This is a genomic window from Rhizobium leguminosarum bv. trifolii WSM2297 (assembly GCF_000271845.1).
Genome location: NZ_JH719395.1, coordinates 2,988,149 through 3,007,630, shown reverse-complemented (window position 1 = coordinate 3,007,630; position 19,482 = coordinate 2,988,149). Strand labels below are relative to the sequence as shown.

Below are 19,482 nucleotides of genomic sequence, written 5' to 3'. Positions count from 1 at the left end.
GTTAACCTTAATACTTTATATACGGGCCGAATTATCGGATTTCCTTGCCTAAATTTGGCTGGCGTATGATTAATGATCCGTTAACGAGCGGATCAAAATATGTCAGATACACTGTTCACGCGTAATGATTTCAGCACGAAAATTTTGGAAATTTTGGACCATGTCGAATATCGCCGTGTTGAGAGCAGCGAAGACATGGAGGAGGTGGAACGGCTGCGCTACAAGGCGTACAAGGCCCACGGCGCGCTGTCGCTTGCCCCGGAAGGCCTATTGGACGATGTCGATTTCGACAGCCATGCCTATATCTTCGGTCTGTACTATTATGGCGAATTGGTCAGTACGATCCGAATTCACAATGTGACGCCGGAGCATCGCATCAGCCGGTCCGGAGAGGCCTTTCCCGAGGCGATGAATGAGCTTCTGGACGCCGGGCTGACCTTGATCGACCCGGCGCGTTTCGCGGCCGATCCTGAACTCACCGCCAACATGCCATGGGTTCCCTATCTGACGCTGAGACCCGCCATCGTGGCGGCAGCCTATTTCCGGGCGGACCGCGTTATTCAGTCCGTCCGGCCGCCTCATGCCGCCTTCTACAAGCGGGTCTTCTATGCCGATACGATTGTGCCCGGCCGACTGGCGGAGAGTTACGGGGTTGACGTGACGCTGATGGCGACGAATGTGGTCGAGGTCGGACGCAAGCTGTTGACGCGTTACCCCTTCTTCATCTCCAGCGCCAGCGAGCAGCGCATGATGTTTTCGCGCAATCCCAACGACACATTGCCGCCGCTCACCATCATCCCGACGGCGCGCTTCGTGCCGCAGGGCCAACTCGGAACCGATCTGCCGCTCTGATTTCTTCCTCTCTTCCGGGAGAGAACCTGCGTTAGAATAATGAGGGGCGATGACCAGATCCGCGGTCAACGCCCTCATAGAGATCGGTGGTTTTGACGCGAAGCTGCGGCATTCTCATGCATTGCGCTTTCGCCTGTCATTGTGTAATTCCTGCAAGCAGGGACTTCTCTCGCCAGCCGGGGGAATCAGGCAGCGCAGAGGCATTTCAGGGAGACGATATTTATGGCTGAACATCATACCGGACCGGTCGAGACCGGCGCGCCGATGGATTACAAGGAACATGAAAAGACCTACGACATGTTCATCACCGCCACAAAATACGGCTCGATGCTTCTCATCGTCCTCCTGCTTGCGATGACCGCCGGTTTCTTCGGCGGCGCCGGCCTTCTCGGCGGCCTCTTCGTTTTCATCATTCTACTCGCTGTCGGCGTCTTCCTGTTCCGCTGATCGCGGCAAAGGGGAGGGGCTTCGCCGAAGCTTTGTGACTGAAGCGCGTCGCGATCTTTCAGATTCGCTCTTCGCGCTTCAGGTCTTTATTTTCTCGCATATCGTTATCGCAGGACCGACGGACAGTTTTGCGCGACATGCTTTAGGTGCTTGGCCTGCGCAGGGAAGCCTGCGGCGGTCTGGCTGACCCGGAGGAGGGGGCAGTTGGGCAATATCGTTTTCGTTGCAAGGGAAATTGCGGGCGAGGAGACGCGTGTCGCGGCCTCCGCCGAGACCGTGAAGAAAATGAAAAGTTTCGGCTTCGACGTCGTCGTCGAAGCCGGCGCCGGTGCGGCGTCGCGCCTTCCGGACGGAGAGTTCGAGGCCGCCGGCGCCCGGATCGGCAGTTTTGCCGATGCAGCCGCCGCCGACGTGGTGCTCAAGGTGCGCCGCCCGACCGAAAAGGAAATCTCAGGCTATAAAAGCGGCGCCGTGGTCATCGCCATCATGGATCCGTACGGCAATGACGAAGCGATCGCGGCTCTGGCAAGCGCCGGACTTTCGGCCTTCGCGATGGAACTGATGCCGCGCATTACCCGCGCCCAGTCCATGGACGTGCTTTCGTCCCAGGCCAATCTCGCCGGCTATCAGGCCGTCATCGAGGCGGCGGCGGTTTATGACCGCGCCATGCCGATGATGATGACCGCTGCCGGCACCGTGCCCGCCGCCAAGGTCTTCGTCATGGGCGCCGGCGTCGCCGGTCTGCAGGCGATCGCCACGGCGCGGCGTCTGGGTGCTGCGGTCTCGGCGACCGACGTCCGCCCGGCCGCCAAGGAGCAGGTCGCCTCGCTCGGCGCCAAATTCATCGCCGTCGAGGACGAGGAGTTCAAGGCGGCGGAAACGGCCGGCGGTTACGCCAAGGAAATGTCCGCCGACTATCAAGGCAAGCAGGCAGCCCTGGTGGCCGAACATATCGCCAAACAGGATATTGTCATCACCACCGCGCTGATCCCCGGCCGCGCGGCGCCGCGGCTGGTTTCGCGCGCCATGCTCGCCGCAATGAAGCCGGGCGCGGTCGCCGTTGACCTCGCGGTCGAGCGCGGCGGCAACATCGAGGGGGTCGTTGCCGGCGAGATCGCCGATGTCGACGGCGTCAAGGTGATCGGTTTTGCCAACATGCCGGGCCGGGTCGCGGCTAGCGCTTCGGCGCTCTACGCCAAGAACCTCGTCACCTTCCTCGAGACCATGGTCAACAAGGAAACCAAGACGCTTGTCGTCAACCTCGACGACGAACTCGTCAAGGCGACGATGCTGACCTATGCCGGCGACGTGGTTCATCCCGCCTTCGGCGGCGCGAAGAAGGGAGATCTCTGATGGCCAGTGAAGCAATGGACAGAGCGTTGCAGCAGCTGAACGATGCTGTAACCGCCGTCGCCACCGCGGCTGCCCACGCTCCGGAAGCGGCAAGTGCTGCTACCGGCGGGGCGATCGATCCCTTCGTCTTCCAACTGGCGATCTTCGTCTTATCGATCTTCGTCGGTTATTACGTCGTCTGGTCGGTAACGCCGGCGCTGCATACGCCGCTGATGGCGGTCACCAATGCGATCTCCTCCGTCATCGTCGTCGGCGCGCTTCTGGCGGTCGGCATCTCGACAAGCGGGCTTGCGACCGGCTTCGGCTTCGTTGCCCTCGTGCTCGTCTCGGTGAACATCTTCGGCGGCTTCCTCGTGACGCAGCGGATGCTTTCGATGTACCGCAAGAAGGACCGGTGAGGGATTGATGACCAATATCGCAGCTTTCCTCTACCTCGTCTCCGGCGTGCTGTTCATCCTGGCGCTCCGCGGTCTGTCGCATCCGGCCACCAGCCGCAAGGGCAATCTCTACGGCATGATCGGCATGGGGATCGCCATCCTGACGACGCTGGTGCTGGCCACGCCCAATTTCGGCGGCTTCGTGCTGATCATCCTCGGCCTTGCCATCGGCGGCAGCGTCGGCGCCTATGTCGCCCGCACCATCGCCATGACCTCGATGCCGCAGCTCGTTGCTGGCTTCCACTCGCTGGTCGGCCTCGCCGCCGTGCTGGTCGCAGCCTCCGCACTCTATACGCCCGCTTCCTTCGGCATCGGCGAGATCGGCCACATCCATACCGAGGCGCGGGTCGAGATGGCGCTCGGCGTAGCGATCGGTGCGCTGACCTTCACCGGCTCGATCATCGCCTTCCTGAAACTTGATGGGCGCATGTCCGGCAAGCCGATCATGTTGCCTTACCGGCATCTGATCAACGCGACCCTGCTGGTGCTGATCGTGCTCTTCATCATCGGGCTTGCCGCCACTGAAAGCCATTTCGATTTCTGGGCCGTCGTGGCACTGTCGCTGGCGCTCGGTGTGCTTTTGATCGTGCCGATCGGCGGGGCCGACATGCCGGTCGTCGTTTCGATGCTGAATTCCTATTCCGGCTGGGCTGCGGCCGGCATCGGCTTCACGCTCGGCAATCTGGCGCTGATCATCACCGGCGCGCTCGTCGGTTCCTCCGGCGCGATCCTCTCCTACATCATGTGCAAGGGCATGAACCGCTCCTTCGTCTCCGTCATCCTCGGCGGTTTCGGCGGCGAGACGGCGTCCAGCGGGCCTGACACCTCAGATAAGACCGTCAAGCTCGGCTCGGCCGAGGATGCGGCTTATCTGATGGCCAATGCCTCGAAGGTCATCATCGTGCCGGGCTATGGCATGGCGGTCGCCCAGGCCCAGCATGCGCTGCGCGAACTCGCCGACAATCTGAAGAAGAACGGCGTCGAAGTGAAATACGCGATCCACCCGGTCGCGGGCCGCATGCCCGGTCATATGAACGTGCTGCTCGCAGAAGCAAATGTTCCCTATGACGAGGTCTTCGAGCTCGAGGACATCAATTCGGAATTCGCCCAGGCCGACGTCGCCTATGTCATCGGCGCCAACGACGTGACCAATCCGGCGGCGCGCGACGACAAGACCTCGCCGATCTACGGCATGCCGATCCTCGACGTCGACCGGGCCAAGACCTGCCTGTTCGTCAAGCGCTCGCTCGGCTCGGGTTACGCCGGCATCGACAATACGCTGTTCTACAAGGACGGCACGATGATGCTGCTCGGCGACGCCAAGAAGATGACCGAGGATATCAACAAGGCCATCGCGCATTGATGAACGCAGATACAGCCGCCTTCGGGCGGCTGTTCGATTCAGCTTGGACGTCCGTTTTTATCATATCTCGCCCGGCACCAGGGTCATCTTCTCGACGCCGATCGCCAGGTTCAGCCCTTCCTGGGCTTGGACATTCAATGGCTGCAGCATGAAGGCCTTGTTGGTGCCGCCGGCGATCACCTTGGCGCCGGCGCCTGCACCCAGGCTCGCATCGGCGCCGATGCCGTAATATTCACCGGCAAGGGCGAATTGCGGGACATCCGTGCCGGTCTTGGCCAGCACCTGCCAGATCATCACGCTTTTGCCGGTCTGGCCGATATCTATGCCGAATTTCTCGATTTTGCCGGCATAGACCGCCTTGGCGCCGCCTGACGCCGGCGTATAGGTACAGATAAGGTTCTTCTGCGAGGTGACGATCAGACCCTGGCCGCCTTCCGACCCGCAGACCAGACGGCCAAGCGTGACATAGCTTTCCGCGCCCGCCGGGCTTGCCCAGGCAGCGGCTGCCAGGGCCGCGGCTGCGATCATCGTTTGCTTGAACATGGTCTTTCTCCTTTGGAACGACCTGTTCGAAACGGGTAGGGATGGCGATTGTTCCTGCGCTATTCCCGCTCCAGCATGGCGCGCTGCGCCGTCAGGACCCAACGCAGGCCCTCGGGCAGGAAATCAACCTGCACCGTGCCGCGGAAAGCCGAGGCGGCATGAGCCTTGATGACGGTGGTGCCGAAACCCGAGCGGGTCGGCTCTGCGACCGGCGGGCCGCCGCGCTCTTCCCAAGTGAAACGAAGCAAGGCATCCGGCTTGTCTGCCTCCTTCTCGACGTCATGCCATTCGAAGCGAACGCGGCCCTGCGGGACTGAGAGCGCACCGTATTTCACCGAATTGGTTGCGAGTTCATGCAAGGCAAGTCCGAGATTCTGCACCGCATCCGGCTTCAGCACGAAGTCTTGCCCTGTGATCTCGATCTGTTCGCGCGATTGCGGGAAGGCCTGCAGGTGGATGTCGACGACCCGCCGCAGCGACACGCCTCCCCATTGCTCGCTGGTCAGCAGCTCGATCGAACGCACCAGCCCCTCGAGGCGGTCGGCGACGGCGGCTTGGAAGGTCTCGACGCTGTCGGCCTGTTTGGCGAGCTGGCGCATCATTGCCTGGGCAAGTGTCAGAAGGTTTTTGGTGCGGTGGACGAGCTCATGCATGACGAAGCGCAGCCGGTCCTCGGTCTGGCTGCGGTCGAAGGAGGCATTCGAAAGGGCGATCGCCACCTGGTTCGCCTCGATGACACTGGTCTCGACCGGCGAGACGATATGGCCTTCGCCCATGCGGTTCGCCATTTCGGCGATATCGCGGATGGTGGTGCGCACCTGCCTTGCGACGGCATAGGCGCCGAGCACCGCGACGAGCACCAGGGCCACGCCGCCGATGATGAGGAAACGCCAGGTGCTGAGGATCGAAGCCTGAGCGATCGGTCCCCAGATTACCGTTTTCCACGACCAGCCGGGAATCCTGGCATAACCGAGCAGCGTGTGCGGCAGGATCGTCTCGTCCTGGAAGACGCCGCGGGAAGCGGTGAACGCCGGCAGGATGCGCGGATCGAAGGGCGTGCCGGGTTCCAGATTGGCGGGGCCGGCGGCGGCGACCACGTGGCCGCTCTGATCGATGACGGCGGCCGACCAGCCGGGGGCAAGGCCCTCGGTCGTCACGAGCTTGCCCAGATCCTTGGCATCCTGCGTGATGATGAGGGCTGCGACGGGATCGTTGGCCCGCGGCAGGGTGACGTTATAAACCCAATCGCCGCTGGTCCGGCCGCGGAAGACGTCCGATGCCTCGATGCGACCGGAGGCCATGACGGCTTCGAGGGCGGGGATGTTCGCCGTCTTGCCAAGCGGCGTGCCGAACGCCCGGCGCGTGTTCAACAGCTGCTCGCCGGTGCGATCGACGGCGATGACGAACAGCGTATTGTCTCTGAGGGCCGTTTCCGTGCGCTCGTGGAAGGCGGCGAGATTGCCGTTTTCGAGCTCGGGTGAGCTTGAAAGCAGCCGCAGCGTCGTTGCCATATCCTGAAGCTGGCGGTCGATAATGCGCGAAAGCGCAAGCGCATCCTGGGCCGTCTCGCGCCTCAGCGTCGAACGCTGGTTGTCCTCAAGCTGCAGTAGAAGCAGCGTTACAAAGGCGAAGATCGGCAGAGCGATCGCCACCGCCATGGCAACGAGATAGGTGCCGATCGAGGCCTTGGGAAAGAACAGCGCGACGATCTTCATCTGTTTCGCCACGTCCCATGCACTGGCTGCCGGCAAGGATTTTTACGAGCGGTCAGGAAAGCAAAGATCCGCATCTCTCGCAAGCCGCCCTCAAACTGTTTCGAACGCCCGATAGCAAGCTATCGAAGCAGCGACATGTTAGGGGGAGCAAGACGAGGTTGCAACATACTATAGTATGTCATCGGGGACGGTGGACCATGCGGCGGCCGATATTTCGGCCGCCCGACTGATGTCCTTAGCCGGCTGGGGCGACGCCGACGCGGGCAAGGCCGTCGCGAGCCGGCTGGTATTTGGGATCGAGGCCAACGGCGTGTCGATAGGACCGGGCGGCCTTCGCCTTGTCGCCGCGCCGTTCGTAAACCAGCGCCTGGTTAGCCCAGGATTCGGCGATGTTGCCATTGAGTTCGATGGCATGGTTGAAATCGGCAAAGGCGTTGTCGTTGTCGTTCAGCGCTATATAGGAAATGCCGCGGCCATTATAGGGCTCGGGCGAATTCGGCGCGAGCGAGATCGCCTTCGAGAAGTCGTCGATCGCCTTGTCCTGCTGATTGCGCTTCTGATAGATCAGGCCACGATTGTGATAGGCCCGGCCGTCGGTGGTGCCGAGCTGGATCGCCTTGTCGAAGTCGTTGAAGGCCTGGTCGTCCTGGCCGGCCATGCGGTAGACGTTGCCGCGGCCGATATAGGCGACGTCGTAACTCGGATTGATCTGCAGCGCGGCATTATAATCGCTGATCGCCTGGGCCTGCTGGCCCATGTTGCGATAGACCAGGGCGCGGTTGGCATAAGCCTGGAAAAACCGCGGATTGATCTGCAATGCCGTGTTGAAGTCGTTCAACGCCTGGCGGAACTGGCCGCCGCGGCCATAGGCGGAACCGCGGACGTTGTAGCCTTCGGGATCCTTAGGGTTGGCGTTGATGACTGCCGTCAGCGACGCGATATTCTCTTCCGAACCCTGCGCCTTGTCGATGCTGATCACGGCATCTGTGGTGTTTGTCGTCTCACAGCCGGCGAGGCCGAACATTGCCGCCAGCGCCAAAGCGGGCAGGAATGCGGTTTTCTGCAGGCGCCAGGCGCTGGACGGATTGAAGGTGTTGACAGCCATTCGGGCTCGCTTTCCCCATGCGGCATACCCGATACTGGGATATGCGATCTTCAGCGGCAAACTAAAAAAGGCGGTGGCGAACCTATCGCCCCCGCCACAATGCATCTGAAAACGTCAAAAAAACGACAGCAACGCTCAGCGTGCTGCGACCAGACCTTCGCGCTGGGCGCGCTTGCGGGCCAGCTTGCGAACGCGGCGAACAGCTTCGGCCTTTTCGCGAGCACGCTTCTGCGACGGCTTCTCGTAGTAGTCGCGCATCTTCATTTCGCGGAAAATGCCTTCGCGCTGCATCTTCTTCTTGAGAGCGCGGAGAGCCTGATCGACATTGTTATCGCGGACAAGTACCTGCACGAGAATCACGTTCCTTCGGTTGGTTGATGCCGGCGGCGGCGCAGCGCCAGGGGCAAAAATATAACGTTCGCGCGGCCGCAGCCTTGCGATTGGTGATGCGGGATATCAGATCGGGTATGGGAAGTCCAGATGCATATGGAAAGCGGGCGGAAAAATCACGCTTGCCCCTATCCGGTCACGATCCGGCTGCCTCGGGCGTGGTTTCGTCCAGCGCGGCGATCGCATCCTTGAGAGCCGTTCTGACCCGGAGGCGATCGGCCGGCTCCAGCCGGCTCATATCGAGATGCAGGTCGAGACCGGCGAGGTGCTCGCTGAGCACGCGGCTCTTATGATCCGCACCGAGTGTCAGCCCATCCACCGCATAGGGCACGATCTCGCGCTGTATGCCCTTCATCGTGATCGGCGGCAATGGGTGGGCGTCGACGATCTCGTTCACCAGCGCATAGGTTTCGTAGCTGATGACGATTTCTCCTCCCTGGGCGATCGATTGCAGCCGCGCCGCGAGATTGGCCTCCGCCCCGATGATCGTATAGTCCATGCGGTCGCTGCTGCCGAAATTGCCGACGTTGCAATAGCCGCTGTTGATCCCCATGCGGACGACGAAAGGCTCTTCGGTGCCGTTTCTGCGCCATCTGTCCTTGAGTTCGCCGAGACGGCGCTGCATGTCGACGGCCATGCGCAGACAGGCTTTCGCGTCTTCCTCCGGACCTTTGGTTTCCGGGTCGCCGAAAAACACCAGCATTGCGTCGCCGATGAACTTGTCCACCGTACCGCCATGTTCCAGGGCAATGTTCGACATCTCAGTCAGATATTCGTTGAGCATCGCCGTCAGTGCTTCCGGCTGCAGGCGCTCGGTGGTCGCGGTGAAATCCTTGATGTCGGAGAAGAAGATCGTCAGGCGTTTGCGCTCGGTATGAACGACGACGTCCTTCTGCCCGGAGAAGATGCTCTTATAGATCTGCGGCGAGAGATAGCGCGAAATCTTCAGGGAAACGCTGGCCAGAAACTCGTTTGCGGCTTCCAGATCCTGGTTGGCGCTATGGATCGCGCGCGCCTGCTGGCGCTGGAGCAGGATGAAGCTGATGCCGATAATGGCAACGAACAGAAAATAGCAGAGCAGGTATTTGAAGGCGAAGACATTGCCCGCATAGGGCTGCCGGATAATGACTTCCTGAATGCCGCGCACGTCGCCCACTTTCCAATCGGTCTTCGGGCTTTCGGGATGGGTATTGTGGCAGGCAACGCAAGCCTGGCCCATGACGACGGGGGTGATGAAGCGCAAGGTATCGGTCAATCCGACACGGCTGAGATCGTTCAGCGTCTGCTGCGGATTGGCGCGCAGCGCGGCGAGCGCTTTGCTCTCGAATTCGTCGAGCTCGTGGGATGCGCGGCTCTTGAACGGCAGGTCGGAGACGAAACGGTAGGTGATATTGGCCTGCTGTTCCTTGATGACATCGCCGAGTTCCAGGGACAGCGTCGCCGGCAGCGGAATGGCGCCTGGTATATTGGCGTAATTGTGGGAGACGGTCGTGCCTTCGGTCGCGCCGCTGGCGTGGGCGGCCAGAACACGGCCCACGACGTTGGCGGAATAATAGGAGCGGATGCTCGATATGAGCGAGCTCATGTCGCGGGCCTGACGCCGCAGGGTATTTCCGGAGAGATCGCTGATATCGAGCCAGACGGCCAGCGGCAGTCCCGCGAGCATTGCCAGCACCACGACAATCAGCCAGTAGCCGTTCCGGCGCGCGGCGGTTTCGGAAATCACGGTGACTTTCACCCTTTTCAAAAAAAGCATCCGATTTTCGATCGATACAAGAACATTTCACCGCGCGCCCGGCAAGGTCGAAGCTTCGCTCTCCGGGCAAACGTGCGGCCAAACTGGAGGCGTGGGCCGCATTGAAGCGCTGCCGGGCCGCCTGCCCAGAAGGCGAACGCGAGAGGCCGAAAAGAGAGCACCGGGAATGCATGTGCGAATGGCGTTTGGCGCGAAAGCGGCGTAGCCTATCTGCCGGCAGGGGACACCGGTGAAATCATGACACGCGTGCAGCAAATCGGTGTCGTTATCGGCCTGGCGATCGTGGCTATGCTCACGCTTCTTCGGGCGGCCGATCCGACGATGTTCAAGCTGATCCGCGGCGTGACTTTCGACGAGTATCAGCGGCTGGTTCCGAGGACCTTCGAGCAGATGCCGGTCCGGGTAATCGATATCGACGAGGCCTCGTTACGCGAATTTGGGCAATGGCCATGGCCGCGGGACCGGCTGGCCGTGCTGGTGGATCGGCTTTCAGACATGGGTGCTGCGTCCATTGCCTTTGATATTCTCTTTGCGGAGCCGGACCGGCTGTCGCCAAGCAATGTGGTGCGAGATGTCGCCGGGGTCGATCCTGCGTTGGCCGAGAAACTGCCCGACAATGACGAGATATTCGCCCGCTCGATTGCCGAGAAGCCCGTCGTCCTCGGCTTCGGCCTTTCCAACGAGGGCAATTACCGGCCTCCGGTGAAGGCGGGTTTTGCCTTCACCGGCGACAGCCCCGTCTCGGCGCCGCCCTATCTGCGTGCCTCGACGCCGCTCAGACCGCAATTGGAGGCCAATGCAGCCGGCCTTGGCCATATCAGCCTCAATCCCGGCAATCCCTCGCCCGTGGTGCGGGCGGTCCCGCTGTTCCTGACCGACGGCGTGCAGCTCTATCCCAATCTCGCGATCGAGGCGTTGCGCGTCGCGCAGGGGGTGTCGACCTATGTGCTATCGGGTGCGCCCGATCGCGCCGGCATTATGACATCGGCAAAGATCGGCGATTTCGTCGTGCCGTTGACGGCAGCAGGCGAACTCTGGCTCTATGTCAGCCCCGACCGGGCGGAGCGCTATATATCCGCCCGGCAGGTGCTTGCGCCTGAAGGGGCCTCTCCCGAGGTCGCGGCGTCCATCGAGGGCAGTATCGTCTTCGTCGGCACATCGGCGGCCGGGCTGCAGGACATCCGCGTCACCGCGCTTGGCGAGAATGTTCCCGGCGTTTCGCTGCATGCGCAGGCCGTCGAGCAGATCCTTTCCGGCCGTTTCCTGTCGCGACCTGACTGGGCGGACGGGCTGGAGATCCTTGTCATCGCAGTGCTCGGATGCCTACTCGTCGTGGTGACAACCTTCGTCAGTCCCGCCGTTGCGTTGGTCTGCGGCCTGCTGATCACGGCAATGGCACTCGTGACGTGCTGGTTCTCGTTTCTCTACGCGGGACTTCTCTTCGATCCATTGGCGCCGATCATCAGCGGATCGATCATCCATTTTGCCGCGACCTCGTTCCGAATCCTGGTGATCGACCGAGAGCGGCGCGAGGTGCGACGCGCCTTCGGGCATTATCTTTCTCCATCGCTGCTCCATCGCATCGAGCATACCCGCGATGCATTGCGCCTTGGCGGCGACGACCGCGAACTGACGGTCATGTTCGTCGATGTCCGGAACTTCACCGAGATCAGCGAGCGGCTGGCGCCGACCGATGTCGTCGCGTTCCTCAATACGCTGCTCGATGCGCTGAGCCGCCATGTGGTGGCCAATGAAGGCACACTCGACAAGTTCATCGGCGATTCAATCATGGCGTTCTGGAATGCGCCCGTCGACGTGACCGATCATCAAACCAAGGCGGTTCGCGCCGCACTAGCCATGCGAGAAACCCTCGCCGAATTGAACGCCGGCGATGCCTTCGGCTTCGGATCCGGACAACAGGTCGGGATCGGCATTGGCATTCATACCGGCCTTGCCTGCGTTGGCAATATGGGTGCCAAGACCCGCTTCAACTATTCGGCGGTCGGCGATGCCGTTAACGTCGCGGCGCGCCTGGAATCATGCTGCAAGGAAGTCGGCTTCGATATTCTGATATCCGACAGCACGGCAAGGTCGGTGCAGGGAATGGCGCTGATCGAGGCTGGCGCCATTCCGCTCAAGGGCAAGAGCGGCCGAACGCAGATCCTTGCCGTGGTCGGCGACGAAGACGTCGCAGCATCGGCCGAGTTTTCAGCCCTTGTCGTCGTTCACCAGCAGTTGATGCAGGCCCTGCTTTCGCATTCGAAGAACACCCGCAAGCTGATCGGCACGGCAAAGCTCAGGGCGGCGGGGGTGATCGACGGCCTGGCTGAATTCTATCAGCGGGTATCCGGCAGGACCGATCATTTTCGCGAAGTGGCCGATCGGTTCGAGAACAGTGCGGCCGACTGAAGGCGTCAGCGGTTGCGATTGAAACTGCGGCCTCTGTTGTGATCGCGATCTCCATCACGGTCGCGGTCGTGTCCTTGGTGATCCTGGTCATTCCCATTCTGGTCGTGGTTTCCCGGCCCGTGGTGATCGTCATGGCCGTCGGGCCTATCCGGCCTATCATGGTGCGGCCTATCATGCTGCGGCCTGTCGTGCTGCGGCCTGTCGTGATGTGGCCCATCGTAATCTGGCCTATCGTGATGCGGCTTGTCGGGCTTGTTCGGCCGCTCCTTCTGCGGCTCGGCCTGTCTCTGTGGCGGATCCTGCCTTTGGGGAGCCGGCGCAACTGCCGGCGGAGGCCGCGTTCGGTCTTTTCTTTCCGGGGCAACAGAGGCCATATTGCAGCCGCCGATCATGCCGATGCCGCCGGCAAGTCGCTGGTTGCCGGAGAGGAAGGGCAGCGCGCGGGGATTTCCGAGCGTATCGAGAATGCTGGGATCGACCCGGCGTGCCGCCGACATATTGCCGTTCGGCTTGGCCACCACGCAATCGCAGCGCTGCTGCAATTGCCGGCAGCCGCCCGGGCCGCAAAACCGGGCCGCGCCATTCAACAGGACGACGGCGGTGGTGCCATCAGGGCCGACATAGAAATCGAAAGCGGTGCCGCGCACACCGATCGTGCCGGCGGGCGTCAGGATCTGGTAGGCGGAGGAGTTGGAACTGCCGCTCACCCAGCGGAACGTACCCTTTGCCGCTCTGATCGTGAGTTTCTTGACCGATTGGGAATCATCGAAGACATATTTGTCGATCACCACCGACGAGCCCCAGCCCACCGCGAGCTTCGTCCCGTCACGGAAAAGGAACTGGCCAAGGCCCGATGGGGATGTCTTGATGCGCTCGTTGCGATGAACGCTGGTGTCGACTTCGATCGGGCCGCTCTGTCCCGTCACCTCGGTCTTGATGACGACAGCCTGGCCGACCGCCTCGGCGGTAAGTGCCGGTTGCGCGCCGGCGACCACAATGCAAAGCGCCTGGAGTAATGAACGCCGACCCCACATGATACAGAAACCCCGGGAACATGGGGTGAGTTAACATTTTAGTAACTGCTTGTCTTCTCGCCCACTTGGGCTAGCACCGGGCGGCGGCCCAGGAAGGGCTGGTTGCCTCAACCTGCGAACGGCCTCGGGAGCAGCGGACGATGTCGCGCAAAAACTGCGCGGTTTTCGGCATCATGTCGCTTAGTGTCAAAAGCAAAGCGCTCGGCTGTCGCAAAAGAGCCGTTGTGCCGCATTTGGATTTGCGATTTGTATGGGCGCGGAGAACAGCCCTTTCCCGAAGGAGAAGAAGGCAGATGCGGAAATATTCGGTTTTTGCTGTGGCAAGGGAGGCCCTTCGTGGCCATAAGGGCTGGGAGAAGCAGTGGACTTCGCCTGAGCCGCGCGCTGAATACGACGTCGTCATCGTCGGCGCCGGTGGCCATGGTCTGGGCGCTGCCTATTATCTCGCCAAGGAGCACGGCATCACCAATGTGGCGGTGATCGAGAAGGGCTGGCTCGGCGGCGGCAATACCGGGCGCAACACCACCATCATCCGCTCGAATTATCTCTACGAAGAGAGCATGCACATCTACGAGCATTCGATGAAGCTCTGGGAAGGGCTTTCGCAGGAGCTCAACTACAATGTGATGTATTCGCCGCGCGGCGTGATGATGCTCTCGCACAATATTCACGACCAGCAGTCGTTCAAGCGGCATATCCATGCCAACCGGCTCTACGGCATCGACAATGAATGGCTGACGCCGGAGCAGGCGAAGGCCTATTGCCCGCCGCTCGACATCTCGGCCAGCGCCCGCTACCCGATCAACGGTGCGGCGCTGCAGCGGCGCGGCGGCACGGCCCGGCACGATGCGGTTGCCTGGGGTTATGCGCGCGCAGCCTCGGACCGCGGCGTGCATATCATCCAGAATTGCGAAGTGACCGGCATCCGCCGCGGCCCCGATGGACGGGTGACCGGAGTCGAGACCTCGCGTGGCTTCATCGGCGCCAAAAAGGTCGCCGTTTCGGCCGCCGGCCATACGACGACGATCATGAAGATGGCCGATGTACGCGTGCCGCTGCAATCGAGCCCGCTGCAGGCGCTGGTCTCCGAGCCGCTGAAGCCGATCTTCCCCTGCGTGGTCATGTCGAACACGGTGCATGCCTACATCTCCCAGTCCGACAAGGGGGAGCTCGTCATCGGCGCCGGCACCGACCAGTATAATTCCTACTCCCAGACCGGCGGCCTGCAGATCATCACGCATACGCTCGACGCCATCTGCGAACTCTTCCCGATGTTCCGGCGCGTCAAGATGATGCGGCAATGGGGCGGCATCGTCGACAACACGCCGGATCGTTCGGCGATCCAGTCGAAGACGCCGGTTCCAGGGCTCTACGTCAATTGCGGCTGGGGCACCGGCGGCTTCAAGGCGACGCCGGGCTCGGCCAATCTCTTTGCGCATCTGATTGCCCGCGACGAACCGCACAAATTCAATGCCGGGCTGACGCTGGAACGCTTCCGCAGCGGCCGATTGATCGACGAGGCGGCGGCAGCGGCGGTGGCGCACTGACGATGAATGCTGTGACCGAGATTTTGTGGGGCGCCGCACCGCTAGTCTCCCCTTTTCCCCAAGGAAACTCCACATGCTGCTGATCCACTGCCCCTACTGCCAGGAAGAGCGCTCCGAGCTTGAATTCCGCGGCGCGGGTGACGCGCATATCGTGCGGCCCGCCGACATCGCCTCGATCTCGGACGAGGAATTCGAGGCCTATTTCTTTCTGCGCGACAATCCGAAGGGCCTGATCTTCGAGCGCTGGCGGCATATTCACGGCTGCGGGCGCTTCTTCAACGCGGCGCGCGATACGGTGACCGATAAGTTCATCGTGACCTACAAGGCGGGTGAGCCGAGGCCTGAGATCGGGGCGGCCGCCCAGCAGCATGGGCCTGTCGAGACATATGAAGCCGTGGAAGGAGAGGCGCAATGAGCGGCGTGAACCGTATCGTCGGCAAAGGGCGCCTGACGCCGGCCAAAACCGCGCGCTTCAGCTTCGACGGCAAGAGCTATACAGCGCTCGAAGGTGATACCGTCGCCTCGGCGTTGATCGCCCACGGCGTGCATCTCGTTGGCCGCTCGTTCAAATACCACCGGGCCCGCGGCATTTTGTCGGCAGGAGCCGAGGAGCCGAATGCGCTGATCGACGTCGCCCGCGATACGGCGCGCAAGCAGCCGAACGTGCGCGCCACGGTGCAGGAAGTCTTCGACGGCATGATCGTCAACTCGCAGAACCGTTGGCCGTCGCTCGCCTTCGATGTCGGTGCGGTAAACAATCTGATGTCGCCGTTCTTTGCTGCCGGCTTCTACTACAAGACCTTCATGTGGCCGCGCGCCGCTTGGAAAAGCGTCTACGAACCGATCATCCGTCGTGCCGCCGGCCTCGGCGTCGCGCCGACGGAGGAGGATCCCGACCATTATGCCAGCCGCTACGCCCATTGCGACGTGCTGGTGGTCGGCGCCGGCCTTGCCGGGCTTTCAGCGGCGCTGGCTGCGGCCGAGAACGGCGCCCGGGTCATCCTGTGCGACGAGCAGGCGGAAGCGGGCGGGGCACTGCGTTACGATACCGGTGTGAAGGTCGACGGACAGGACGGCAATAGCTGGGCGCAGAAGGCCGTGGCGCGCCTGAAGGCGATGGACAACGTCGAAGTCCTCGTCCGCACCACCGCCTTCGGCTACTACAACCACAATTTCGTCGCTCTTGCCGAGCGCGTCACCGATCATGTCGCCAAGCCTTCCCGCGATCTGCCCCGCGAGCGGCTCTGGCAGGTCCGTGCCAAGCGGGTGATCCTTGCGACCGGCGCGATCGAGCGGCACATGGTATTTCCGAACAACGACCGGCCGGGCATCATGCTCGCCTCGGCGGGGCGGATGTATCTCAATCACTACGGCGTCGCGGTCGGGACCAAGGTCGGCATCTACACGGCGCATGATTCAGCCTATGATGCGGCTTTCGATCTGAAGCGAGCCGGTGTTTCGATCGCCGCCATCGTCGATAGCAGGCAGGCGCCGGGAGCGGCGGTGCTGGAAGAGGCGCGTGCGCTCGGCATCGACGTTCTCACCGGCCAGTCGGTCGTCGACACGGCCGGGCGGCTGCGCATCTCGTCGATGACGGTGGCGCGCAACGGCGGCGGTTCGCGGCGCAAGATCGCGGTCGATGCGCTGCTGGTTTCGGCCGGCTGGACGCCGTCCGTGCATCTCTTCTCTCAGTCGCGCGGCAAGGTGGCCTTCGACGCCGAAAGCCAGCGTTTCCTGCCCGGCTCCTATGCACAGGACTGCCTCTCGGTCGGCGCCTGCAACGGCACCGACGATCTGCAGCGGACAATCGAGGAATCGCTTGCCGCCGGCGAGCTGATGGCGCAGGCCACCGGCGGAAGCGGCGGCGACAAGATCGCAATTTCGGCAGAGCAGGCCTATGACTGGACCGGCGGCATGATCGGTGCTGCCGAAGGCGCCGGCCCGAAGACCAACGCCAAGGCCTTCATCGATTTCCAGCACGACGTCTGCGCCAAGGATATCCGCCTTGCCGTGCGCGAGGGCATGCATTCGATCGAGCACATCAAGCGCTTCACGACCAACGGCATGGCCTCCGACCAAGGCAAGCTCTCCAATATGCATGGCCTGGCGATCGCCGCCGAAATGCTCGGCAAGGAAATACCGCAGGTCGGTCTCACCACGTTCCGTGCGCCCTATACGCCGGTCACTTACGGAACGCTGGTCGGCCATTCGCGCGGAGAGCTGTTCGATCCGACACGCAAGACGCCGCTGCATAACTGGGAAGAAGCCCATGGGGCCGTTTTCGAGGATGTCGGCAACTGGAAGCGTGCCTGGTTCTATCCGCAGGCGGGCGAGACCATGCATGAGGCGGTCGCCCGCGAATGCCGGACAGCACGCGAGTCGGCAGGCATTTTTGATGCCTCGACGCTCGGCAAGATCGAGGTGGTGGGGCCGGATGCGGCAAAGTTCCTCAACCTTATCTACACCAATGCCTGGGACACGCTGAAGCCGGGTAAGGCCCGCTACGGCATCATGACGCGCGAGGACGGCTTTGTTTATGACGACGGCGTCGTCGGGCGCCTGGCGGACGACCGTTTCCATGTGACGACGACGACCGGCGGCGCGCCGCGGGTTCTCCATCATATGGAAGATTACCTGCAGACGGAATTTCCGGATCTGCAGGTATGGCTGACCTCGGTGACCGAGCAATGGGCAGTGATTGCGGTGCAGGGGCCGAAGGCGCGCGAGATCGTCGCGCCGCTGGTCGAGGGGCTCGATCTGTCGAACGAAGCCTTCCCGCATATGAGCGTTGCCGAGTGCACGGTCTGTGGCGTGCCGGCACGGCTGTTCCGCGTCTCCTTCACCGGCGAGACCGGCTTCGAAATCAACGTGCCGGCCGATTACGGCCAGTCGGTGCTGGAAGCGGTCTGGGCCAATGCCGAGCCGCTCGGCGCCTGCGTCTATGGCACCGAGACGATGCACGTTCTCCGCGCCGAGAAGGGTTACATCATCGTCGGCCAGGATACTGATGGGACCGTGACCCCCGATGACGCGGGCGTTGCCTGGGCGGTTTCGAAGAAAAAGAAGGACTTCGTCGGCATTCGCGGGCTGCAGCGTCCGGACCTTGTCAAGGAAGGGCGCAAGCAACTCGTCGGCCTTGTCACCCAGGATCCGAAACTGGTGCTCGAAGAAGGCGCGCAGGTCGTCGCCAACCCGAACGAGCCGAAGCCGATGACCATGCTCGGTCACGTCACATCGGCCTACTGGTCGGAAAATTGCGGCCGTTCGATCGCCTTCGCGCTTGTCGCCGGCGGCCGGGCGCGGATGGGCGAGACGCTCTATGTGCCAATGGCGGACCGGACGATCGCCGTCGAAGTGACGGATCTGGTATTCTTTGACAAGGAAGGAGGCCGCATCCATGGCTGATGTCGCAATTCGCAAACCGGCGCTTGCCGGCCGTCTCGGCGGCTCCGCAACAGTACGGCTGACGACGGCGCCGGCGGCGAGCCGGGTGGCGCTGCGCGCGCCGGCGGAATCGCTTGCTGCGCTTTCCTCCGCGCTCGGTCTGTCCGTGGCGACCGCCCCGAAAACATCGGGCCGGGCGGGCGCCCGATCGGTGCTCTGGATCGGGCCGGACGAATGGCTGCTGATCGACGAGGACGGCGCCGATCTGATGACGGTGCTGTCAGGCGTGGCCGCCGTGCATTCGGCGACCGACGTTTCTCACCGCAATCTCGCGATCATCGTCTCGGGACCGGGTGCGGAAAAGACGCTTGCTGCCGGCTGCCCGCAGGATCTGTCCTTGTCTTCGTTTCCGGTCGGAGCCGCGTCGCGCACGATCCTCGGCAAGGCGGAAATCGTGCTTTTGCGCACTGATGAAGAGACGTTCCGGGTGGAGTGCTGGCGGTCGTTTTCGGATTACGTCTTCGGGCTGCTGACGGAAGCGGCAGAAGATGCGCGGCATTAAGGCCGAACCAATCCGGCTGCGTAGGGGGTTGTTCAGGGAGCCTTTCCCGGTTAGGTTGCAGCATTCCGTTGGCTCAAACGGAGTCGGATGGTCGACCAGCCGGCGCGCGTCTGCTCCGGCAGAATGCTCTAACCCGAAAGGCTCTAAATGCTGCACCATGCTTCCCTCGGCGTTTCCGATATCGATCGGTCGGCGGCATTTTACGATGCCGCTCTTGCTGCCCTCGGTTATGTCAGGGTCTGGGATGACATCAGGCCGGGGCAGACGGGACAGGCGGTCGGCTACGGCCTTGCCGGCGGCGGGGACAAGCTGGCGATCAAACATCGACCGGATGGCCAGCGTCCGGCCGGCCCGGGTTTCCATCTGGCTTTCGCCGCTCCGAGCCGCCAGGCGGTCGATCGATTTCACGCAGCGGCAATCGCCCATGGCGGCGGTGACAACGGTGGTCCGGGCTTACGTCCTCACTACGGCGAACATTATTATGCGGCGTTCGTGATGGATCCGGACGGACACGCGCTCGAAGCCGTCTTCAATTCGGCTATCTAGAGCAATTCCAGGAAAAGTGCGAAGCGGTTTTCCGTCCGG

Annotated in this window: 17 protein-coding genes; 11 read left to right on the top strand and 6 right to left on the bottom strand. The window is 62.3% G+C overall.

Annotation, left to right across the window (positions count from 1 at the left end):
• The first annotated feature begins 99 nt into the window (after positions 1-99).
• The 5 genes from RLEG4DRAFT_RS29780 to RLEG4DRAFT_RS29760 all read left to right on the top strand — a co-directional run bounded on the left by RLEG4DRAFT_RS29780 (position 100) and on the right by RLEG4DRAFT_RS29760 (position 4,452).
• Entirely contained in the window at positions 100-852 is a 753-nt protein-coding gene (locus RLEG4DRAFT_RS29780; RefSeq protein ID WP_003582340.1) for an N-acyl amino acid synthase FeeM domain-containing protein, read from the top strand.
• Positions 853-1,074: 222 nt separating this feature from the next.
• Positions 1,075-1,299, top strand: coding sequence for an aa3-type cytochrome c oxidase subunit IV (locus RLEG4DRAFT_RS29775; RefSeq protein WP_003566599.1), 225 nt, complete (start codon positions 1,075-1,077; stop codon positions 1,297-1,299).
• A gap of 204 nt (positions 1,300-1,503) precedes the next feature.
• Positions 1,504-2,652: a Re/Si-specific NAD(P)(+) transhydrogenase subunit alpha gene (locus tag RLEG4DRAFT_RS29770; RefSeq protein WP_003582339.1), complete on the top strand. Its 1,149-nt coding sequence runs from the start codon at positions 1,504-1,506 to the stop codon at positions 2,650-2,652.
• Positions 2,652-3,050 carry a proton-translocating transhydrogenase family protein gene (locus RLEG4DRAFT_RS29765; protein WP_003582338.1) on the top strand — a complete coding sequence of 133 codons (399 nt, stop codon included), beginning with the start codon at positions 2,652-2,654 and terminating at the stop codon, positions 3,048-3,050. Before RLEG4DRAFT_RS29770 ends, RLEG4DRAFT_RS29765 begins: the two co-directional genes overlap by 1 nt.
• Positions 3,051-3,057: 7 nt before the next feature.
• Positions 3,058-4,452, top strand: a complete 1,395-nt coding sequence (locus tag RLEG4DRAFT_RS29760; RefSeq protein WP_003582337.1) for an NAD(P)(+) transhydrogenase (Re/Si-specific) subunit beta — start codon at positions 3,058-3,060, stop codon at positions 4,450-4,452.
• 60 nt (positions 4,453-4,512) lie between these two features.
• Here RLEG4DRAFT_RS29760 and RLEG4DRAFT_RS29755 read toward each other — a convergent pair whose 3' ends face one another.
• From RLEG4DRAFT_RS29755 to RLEG4DRAFT_RS29735, 5 genes are all read right to left on the bottom strand, one after another.
• On the bottom strand, positions 4,513-4,995 hold the full coding sequence (locus RLEG4DRAFT_RS29755; RefSeq protein ID WP_003582336.1) for a DUF992 domain-containing protein: 483 nt from the start codon (positions 4,993-4,995) through the stop codon (positions 4,513-4,515).
• A gap of 59 nt (positions 4,996-5,054) precedes the next feature.
• Entirely contained in the window at positions 5,055-6,710 is a 1,656-nt protein-coding gene (locus RLEG4DRAFT_RS29750) for a sensor histidine kinase (RefSeq protein WP_003582335.1), read from the bottom strand.
• A 235-nt stretch (positions 6,711-6,945) separates the two neighbouring features.
• Positions 6,946-7,815, bottom strand: coding sequence for a tetratricopeptide repeat protein (locus tag RLEG4DRAFT_RS29745; protein ID WP_003582334.1), 870 nt, complete (start codon positions 7,813-7,815; stop codon positions 6,946-6,948).
• Between the two features lie 135 nt (positions 7,816-7,950).
• Positions 7,951-8,166, bottom strand: coding sequence for a 30S ribosomal protein S21 (gene rpsU, locus RLEG4DRAFT_RS29740; RefSeq protein ID WP_003542939.1), 216 nt, complete (start codon positions 8,164-8,166; stop codon positions 7,951-7,953).
• A 175-nt stretch (positions 8,167-8,341) separates the two neighbouring features.
• The gene (locus tag RLEG4DRAFT_RS29735) at positions 8,342-9,943 is read right to left on the bottom strand and encodes an adenylate/guanylate cyclase domain-containing protein (RefSeq protein WP_037094917.1); all 1,602 of its coding nucleotides are present in this window, start codon (positions 9,941-9,943) and stop codon (positions 8,342-8,344) included.
• Between the two features lie 255 nt (positions 9,944-10,198).
• Here RLEG4DRAFT_RS29735 and RLEG4DRAFT_RS29730 point away from each other — a divergent pair, with 255 nt between their 5' ends.
• The gene (locus RLEG4DRAFT_RS29730) at positions 10,199-12,370 is read left to right on the top strand and encodes a CHASE2 domain-containing protein (protein ID WP_003582332.1); all 2,172 of its coding nucleotides are present in this window, start codon (positions 10,199-10,201) and stop codon (positions 12,368-12,370) included.
• A gap of 5 nt (positions 12,371-12,375) precedes the next feature.
• Here RLEG4DRAFT_RS29730 and RLEG4DRAFT_RS29725 read toward each other — a convergent pair whose 3' ends face one another.
• Positions 12,376-13,404 (bottom strand): FecR family protein, encoded by a 1,029-nt coding sequence (locus RLEG4DRAFT_RS29725; RefSeq protein ID WP_003582331.1) that lies wholly within the window; start codon positions 13,402-13,404, stop codon positions 12,376-12,378.
• Positions 13,405-13,697: 293 nt separating this feature from the next.
• Here RLEG4DRAFT_RS29725 and RLEG4DRAFT_RS29720 point away from each other — a divergent pair, with 293 nt between their 5' ends.
• From RLEG4DRAFT_RS29720 to RLEG4DRAFT_RS29700, 5 genes are all read left to right on the top strand, one after another.
• Positions 13,698-14,951 (top strand): sarcosine oxidase subunit beta family protein, encoded by a 1,254-nt coding sequence (locus RLEG4DRAFT_RS29720; RefSeq protein WP_003566586.1) that lies wholly within the window; start codon positions 13,698-13,700, stop codon positions 14,949-14,951.
• A 73-nt stretch (positions 14,952-15,024) separates the two neighbouring features.
• Positions 15,025-15,366, top strand: coding sequence for a sarcosine oxidase subunit delta (locus tag RLEG4DRAFT_RS29715; RefSeq protein WP_003582330.1), 342 nt, complete (start codon positions 15,025-15,027; stop codon positions 15,364-15,366).
• The gene (locus RLEG4DRAFT_RS29710) at positions 15,363-18,356 is read left to right on the top strand and encodes a sarcosine oxidase subunit alpha (RefSeq protein ID WP_003582329.1); all 2,994 of its coding nucleotides are present in this window, start codon (positions 15,363-15,365) and stop codon (positions 18,354-18,356) included. The genes RLEG4DRAFT_RS29715 and RLEG4DRAFT_RS29710 overlap by 4 nt, the downstream gene beginning before the upstream one ends.
• Entirely contained in the window at positions 18,349-18,897 is a 549-nt protein-coding gene (locus RLEG4DRAFT_RS29705) for a sarcosine oxidase subunit gamma (protein WP_003582328.1), read from the top strand. Before RLEG4DRAFT_RS29710 ends, RLEG4DRAFT_RS29705 begins: the two co-directional genes overlap by 8 nt.
• A 147-nt stretch (positions 18,898-19,044) precedes the next feature.
• Positions 19,045-19,443: a VOC family protein gene (locus RLEG4DRAFT_RS29700; RefSeq protein WP_003582327.1), complete on the top strand. Its 399-nt coding sequence runs from the start codon at positions 19,045-19,047 to the stop codon at positions 19,441-19,443.
• The last annotated feature ends 39 nt before the right edge of the window (positions 19,444-19,482 follow it).

What these genes read in the sequence shown, in the direction of transcription:
- RLEG4DRAFT_RS29780 (WP_003582340.1), top strand. Translation starts at nt 100, where the DNA reads ATGTCAGATACACTGTTCACGCGTAATGATTTCAGCACGAAAATTTTG.
- RLEG4DRAFT_RS29775 (WP_003566599.1), top strand. Translation starts at nt 1,075, where the DNA reads ATGGCTGAACATCATACCGGACCGGTCGAGACCGGCGCGCCGATGGAT.
- RLEG4DRAFT_RS29765 (WP_003582338.1), top strand. Translation starts at nt 2,652, where the DNA reads ATGGCCAGTGAAGCAATGGACAGAGCGTTGCAGCAGCTGAACGATGCT.
- RLEG4DRAFT_RS29760 (WP_003582337.1), top strand. Translation starts at nt 3,058, where the DNA reads ATGACCAATATCGCAGCTTTCCTCTACCTCGTCTCCGGCGTGCTGTTC.
- RLEG4DRAFT_RS29755 (WP_003582336.1), bottom strand. Translation starts at nt 4,995, where the DNA reads ATGTTCAAGCAAACGATGATCGCAGCCGCGGCCCTGGCAGCCGCTGCC.
- RLEG4DRAFT_RS29750 (WP_003582335.1), bottom strand. Translation starts at nt 6,710, where the DNA reads ATGAAGATCGTCGCGCTGTTCTTTCCCAAGGCCTCGATCGGCACCTAT.
- RLEG4DRAFT_RS29745 (WP_003582334.1), bottom strand. Translation starts at nt 7,815, where the DNA reads ATGGCTGTCAACACCTTCAATCCGTCCAGCGCCTGGCGCCTGCAGAAA.
- RLEG4DRAFT_RS29730 (WP_003582332.1), top strand. Translation starts at nt 10,199, where the DNA reads ATGACACGCGTGCAGCAAATCGGTGTCGTTATCGGCCTGGCGATCGTG.
- RLEG4DRAFT_RS29725 (WP_003582331.1), bottom strand. Translation starts at nt 13,404, where the DNA reads ATGTGGGGTCGGCGTTCATTACTCCAGGCGCTTTGCATTGTGGTCGCC.
- RLEG4DRAFT_RS29720 (WP_003566586.1), top strand. Translation starts at nt 13,698, where the DNA reads ATGCGGAAATATTCGGTTTTTGCTGTGGCAAGGGAGGCCCTTCGTGGC.
- RLEG4DRAFT_RS29715 (WP_003582330.1), top strand. Translation starts at nt 15,025, where the DNA reads ATGCTGCTGATCCACTGCCCCTACTGCCAGGAAGAGCGCTCCGAGCTT.
- RLEG4DRAFT_RS29710 (WP_003582329.1), top strand. Translation starts at nt 15,363, where the DNA reads ATGAGCGGCGTGAACCGTATCGTCGGCAAAGGGCGCCTGACGCCGGCC.
- RLEG4DRAFT_RS29705 (WP_003582328.1), top strand. Translation starts at nt 18,349, where the DNA reads ATGGCTGATGTCGCAATTCGCAAACCGGCGCTTGCCGGCCGTCTCGGC.
- RLEG4DRAFT_RS29700 (WP_003582327.1), top strand. Translation starts at nt 19,045, where the DNA reads ATGCTGCACCATGCTTCCCTCGGCGTTTCCGATATCGATCGGTCGGCG.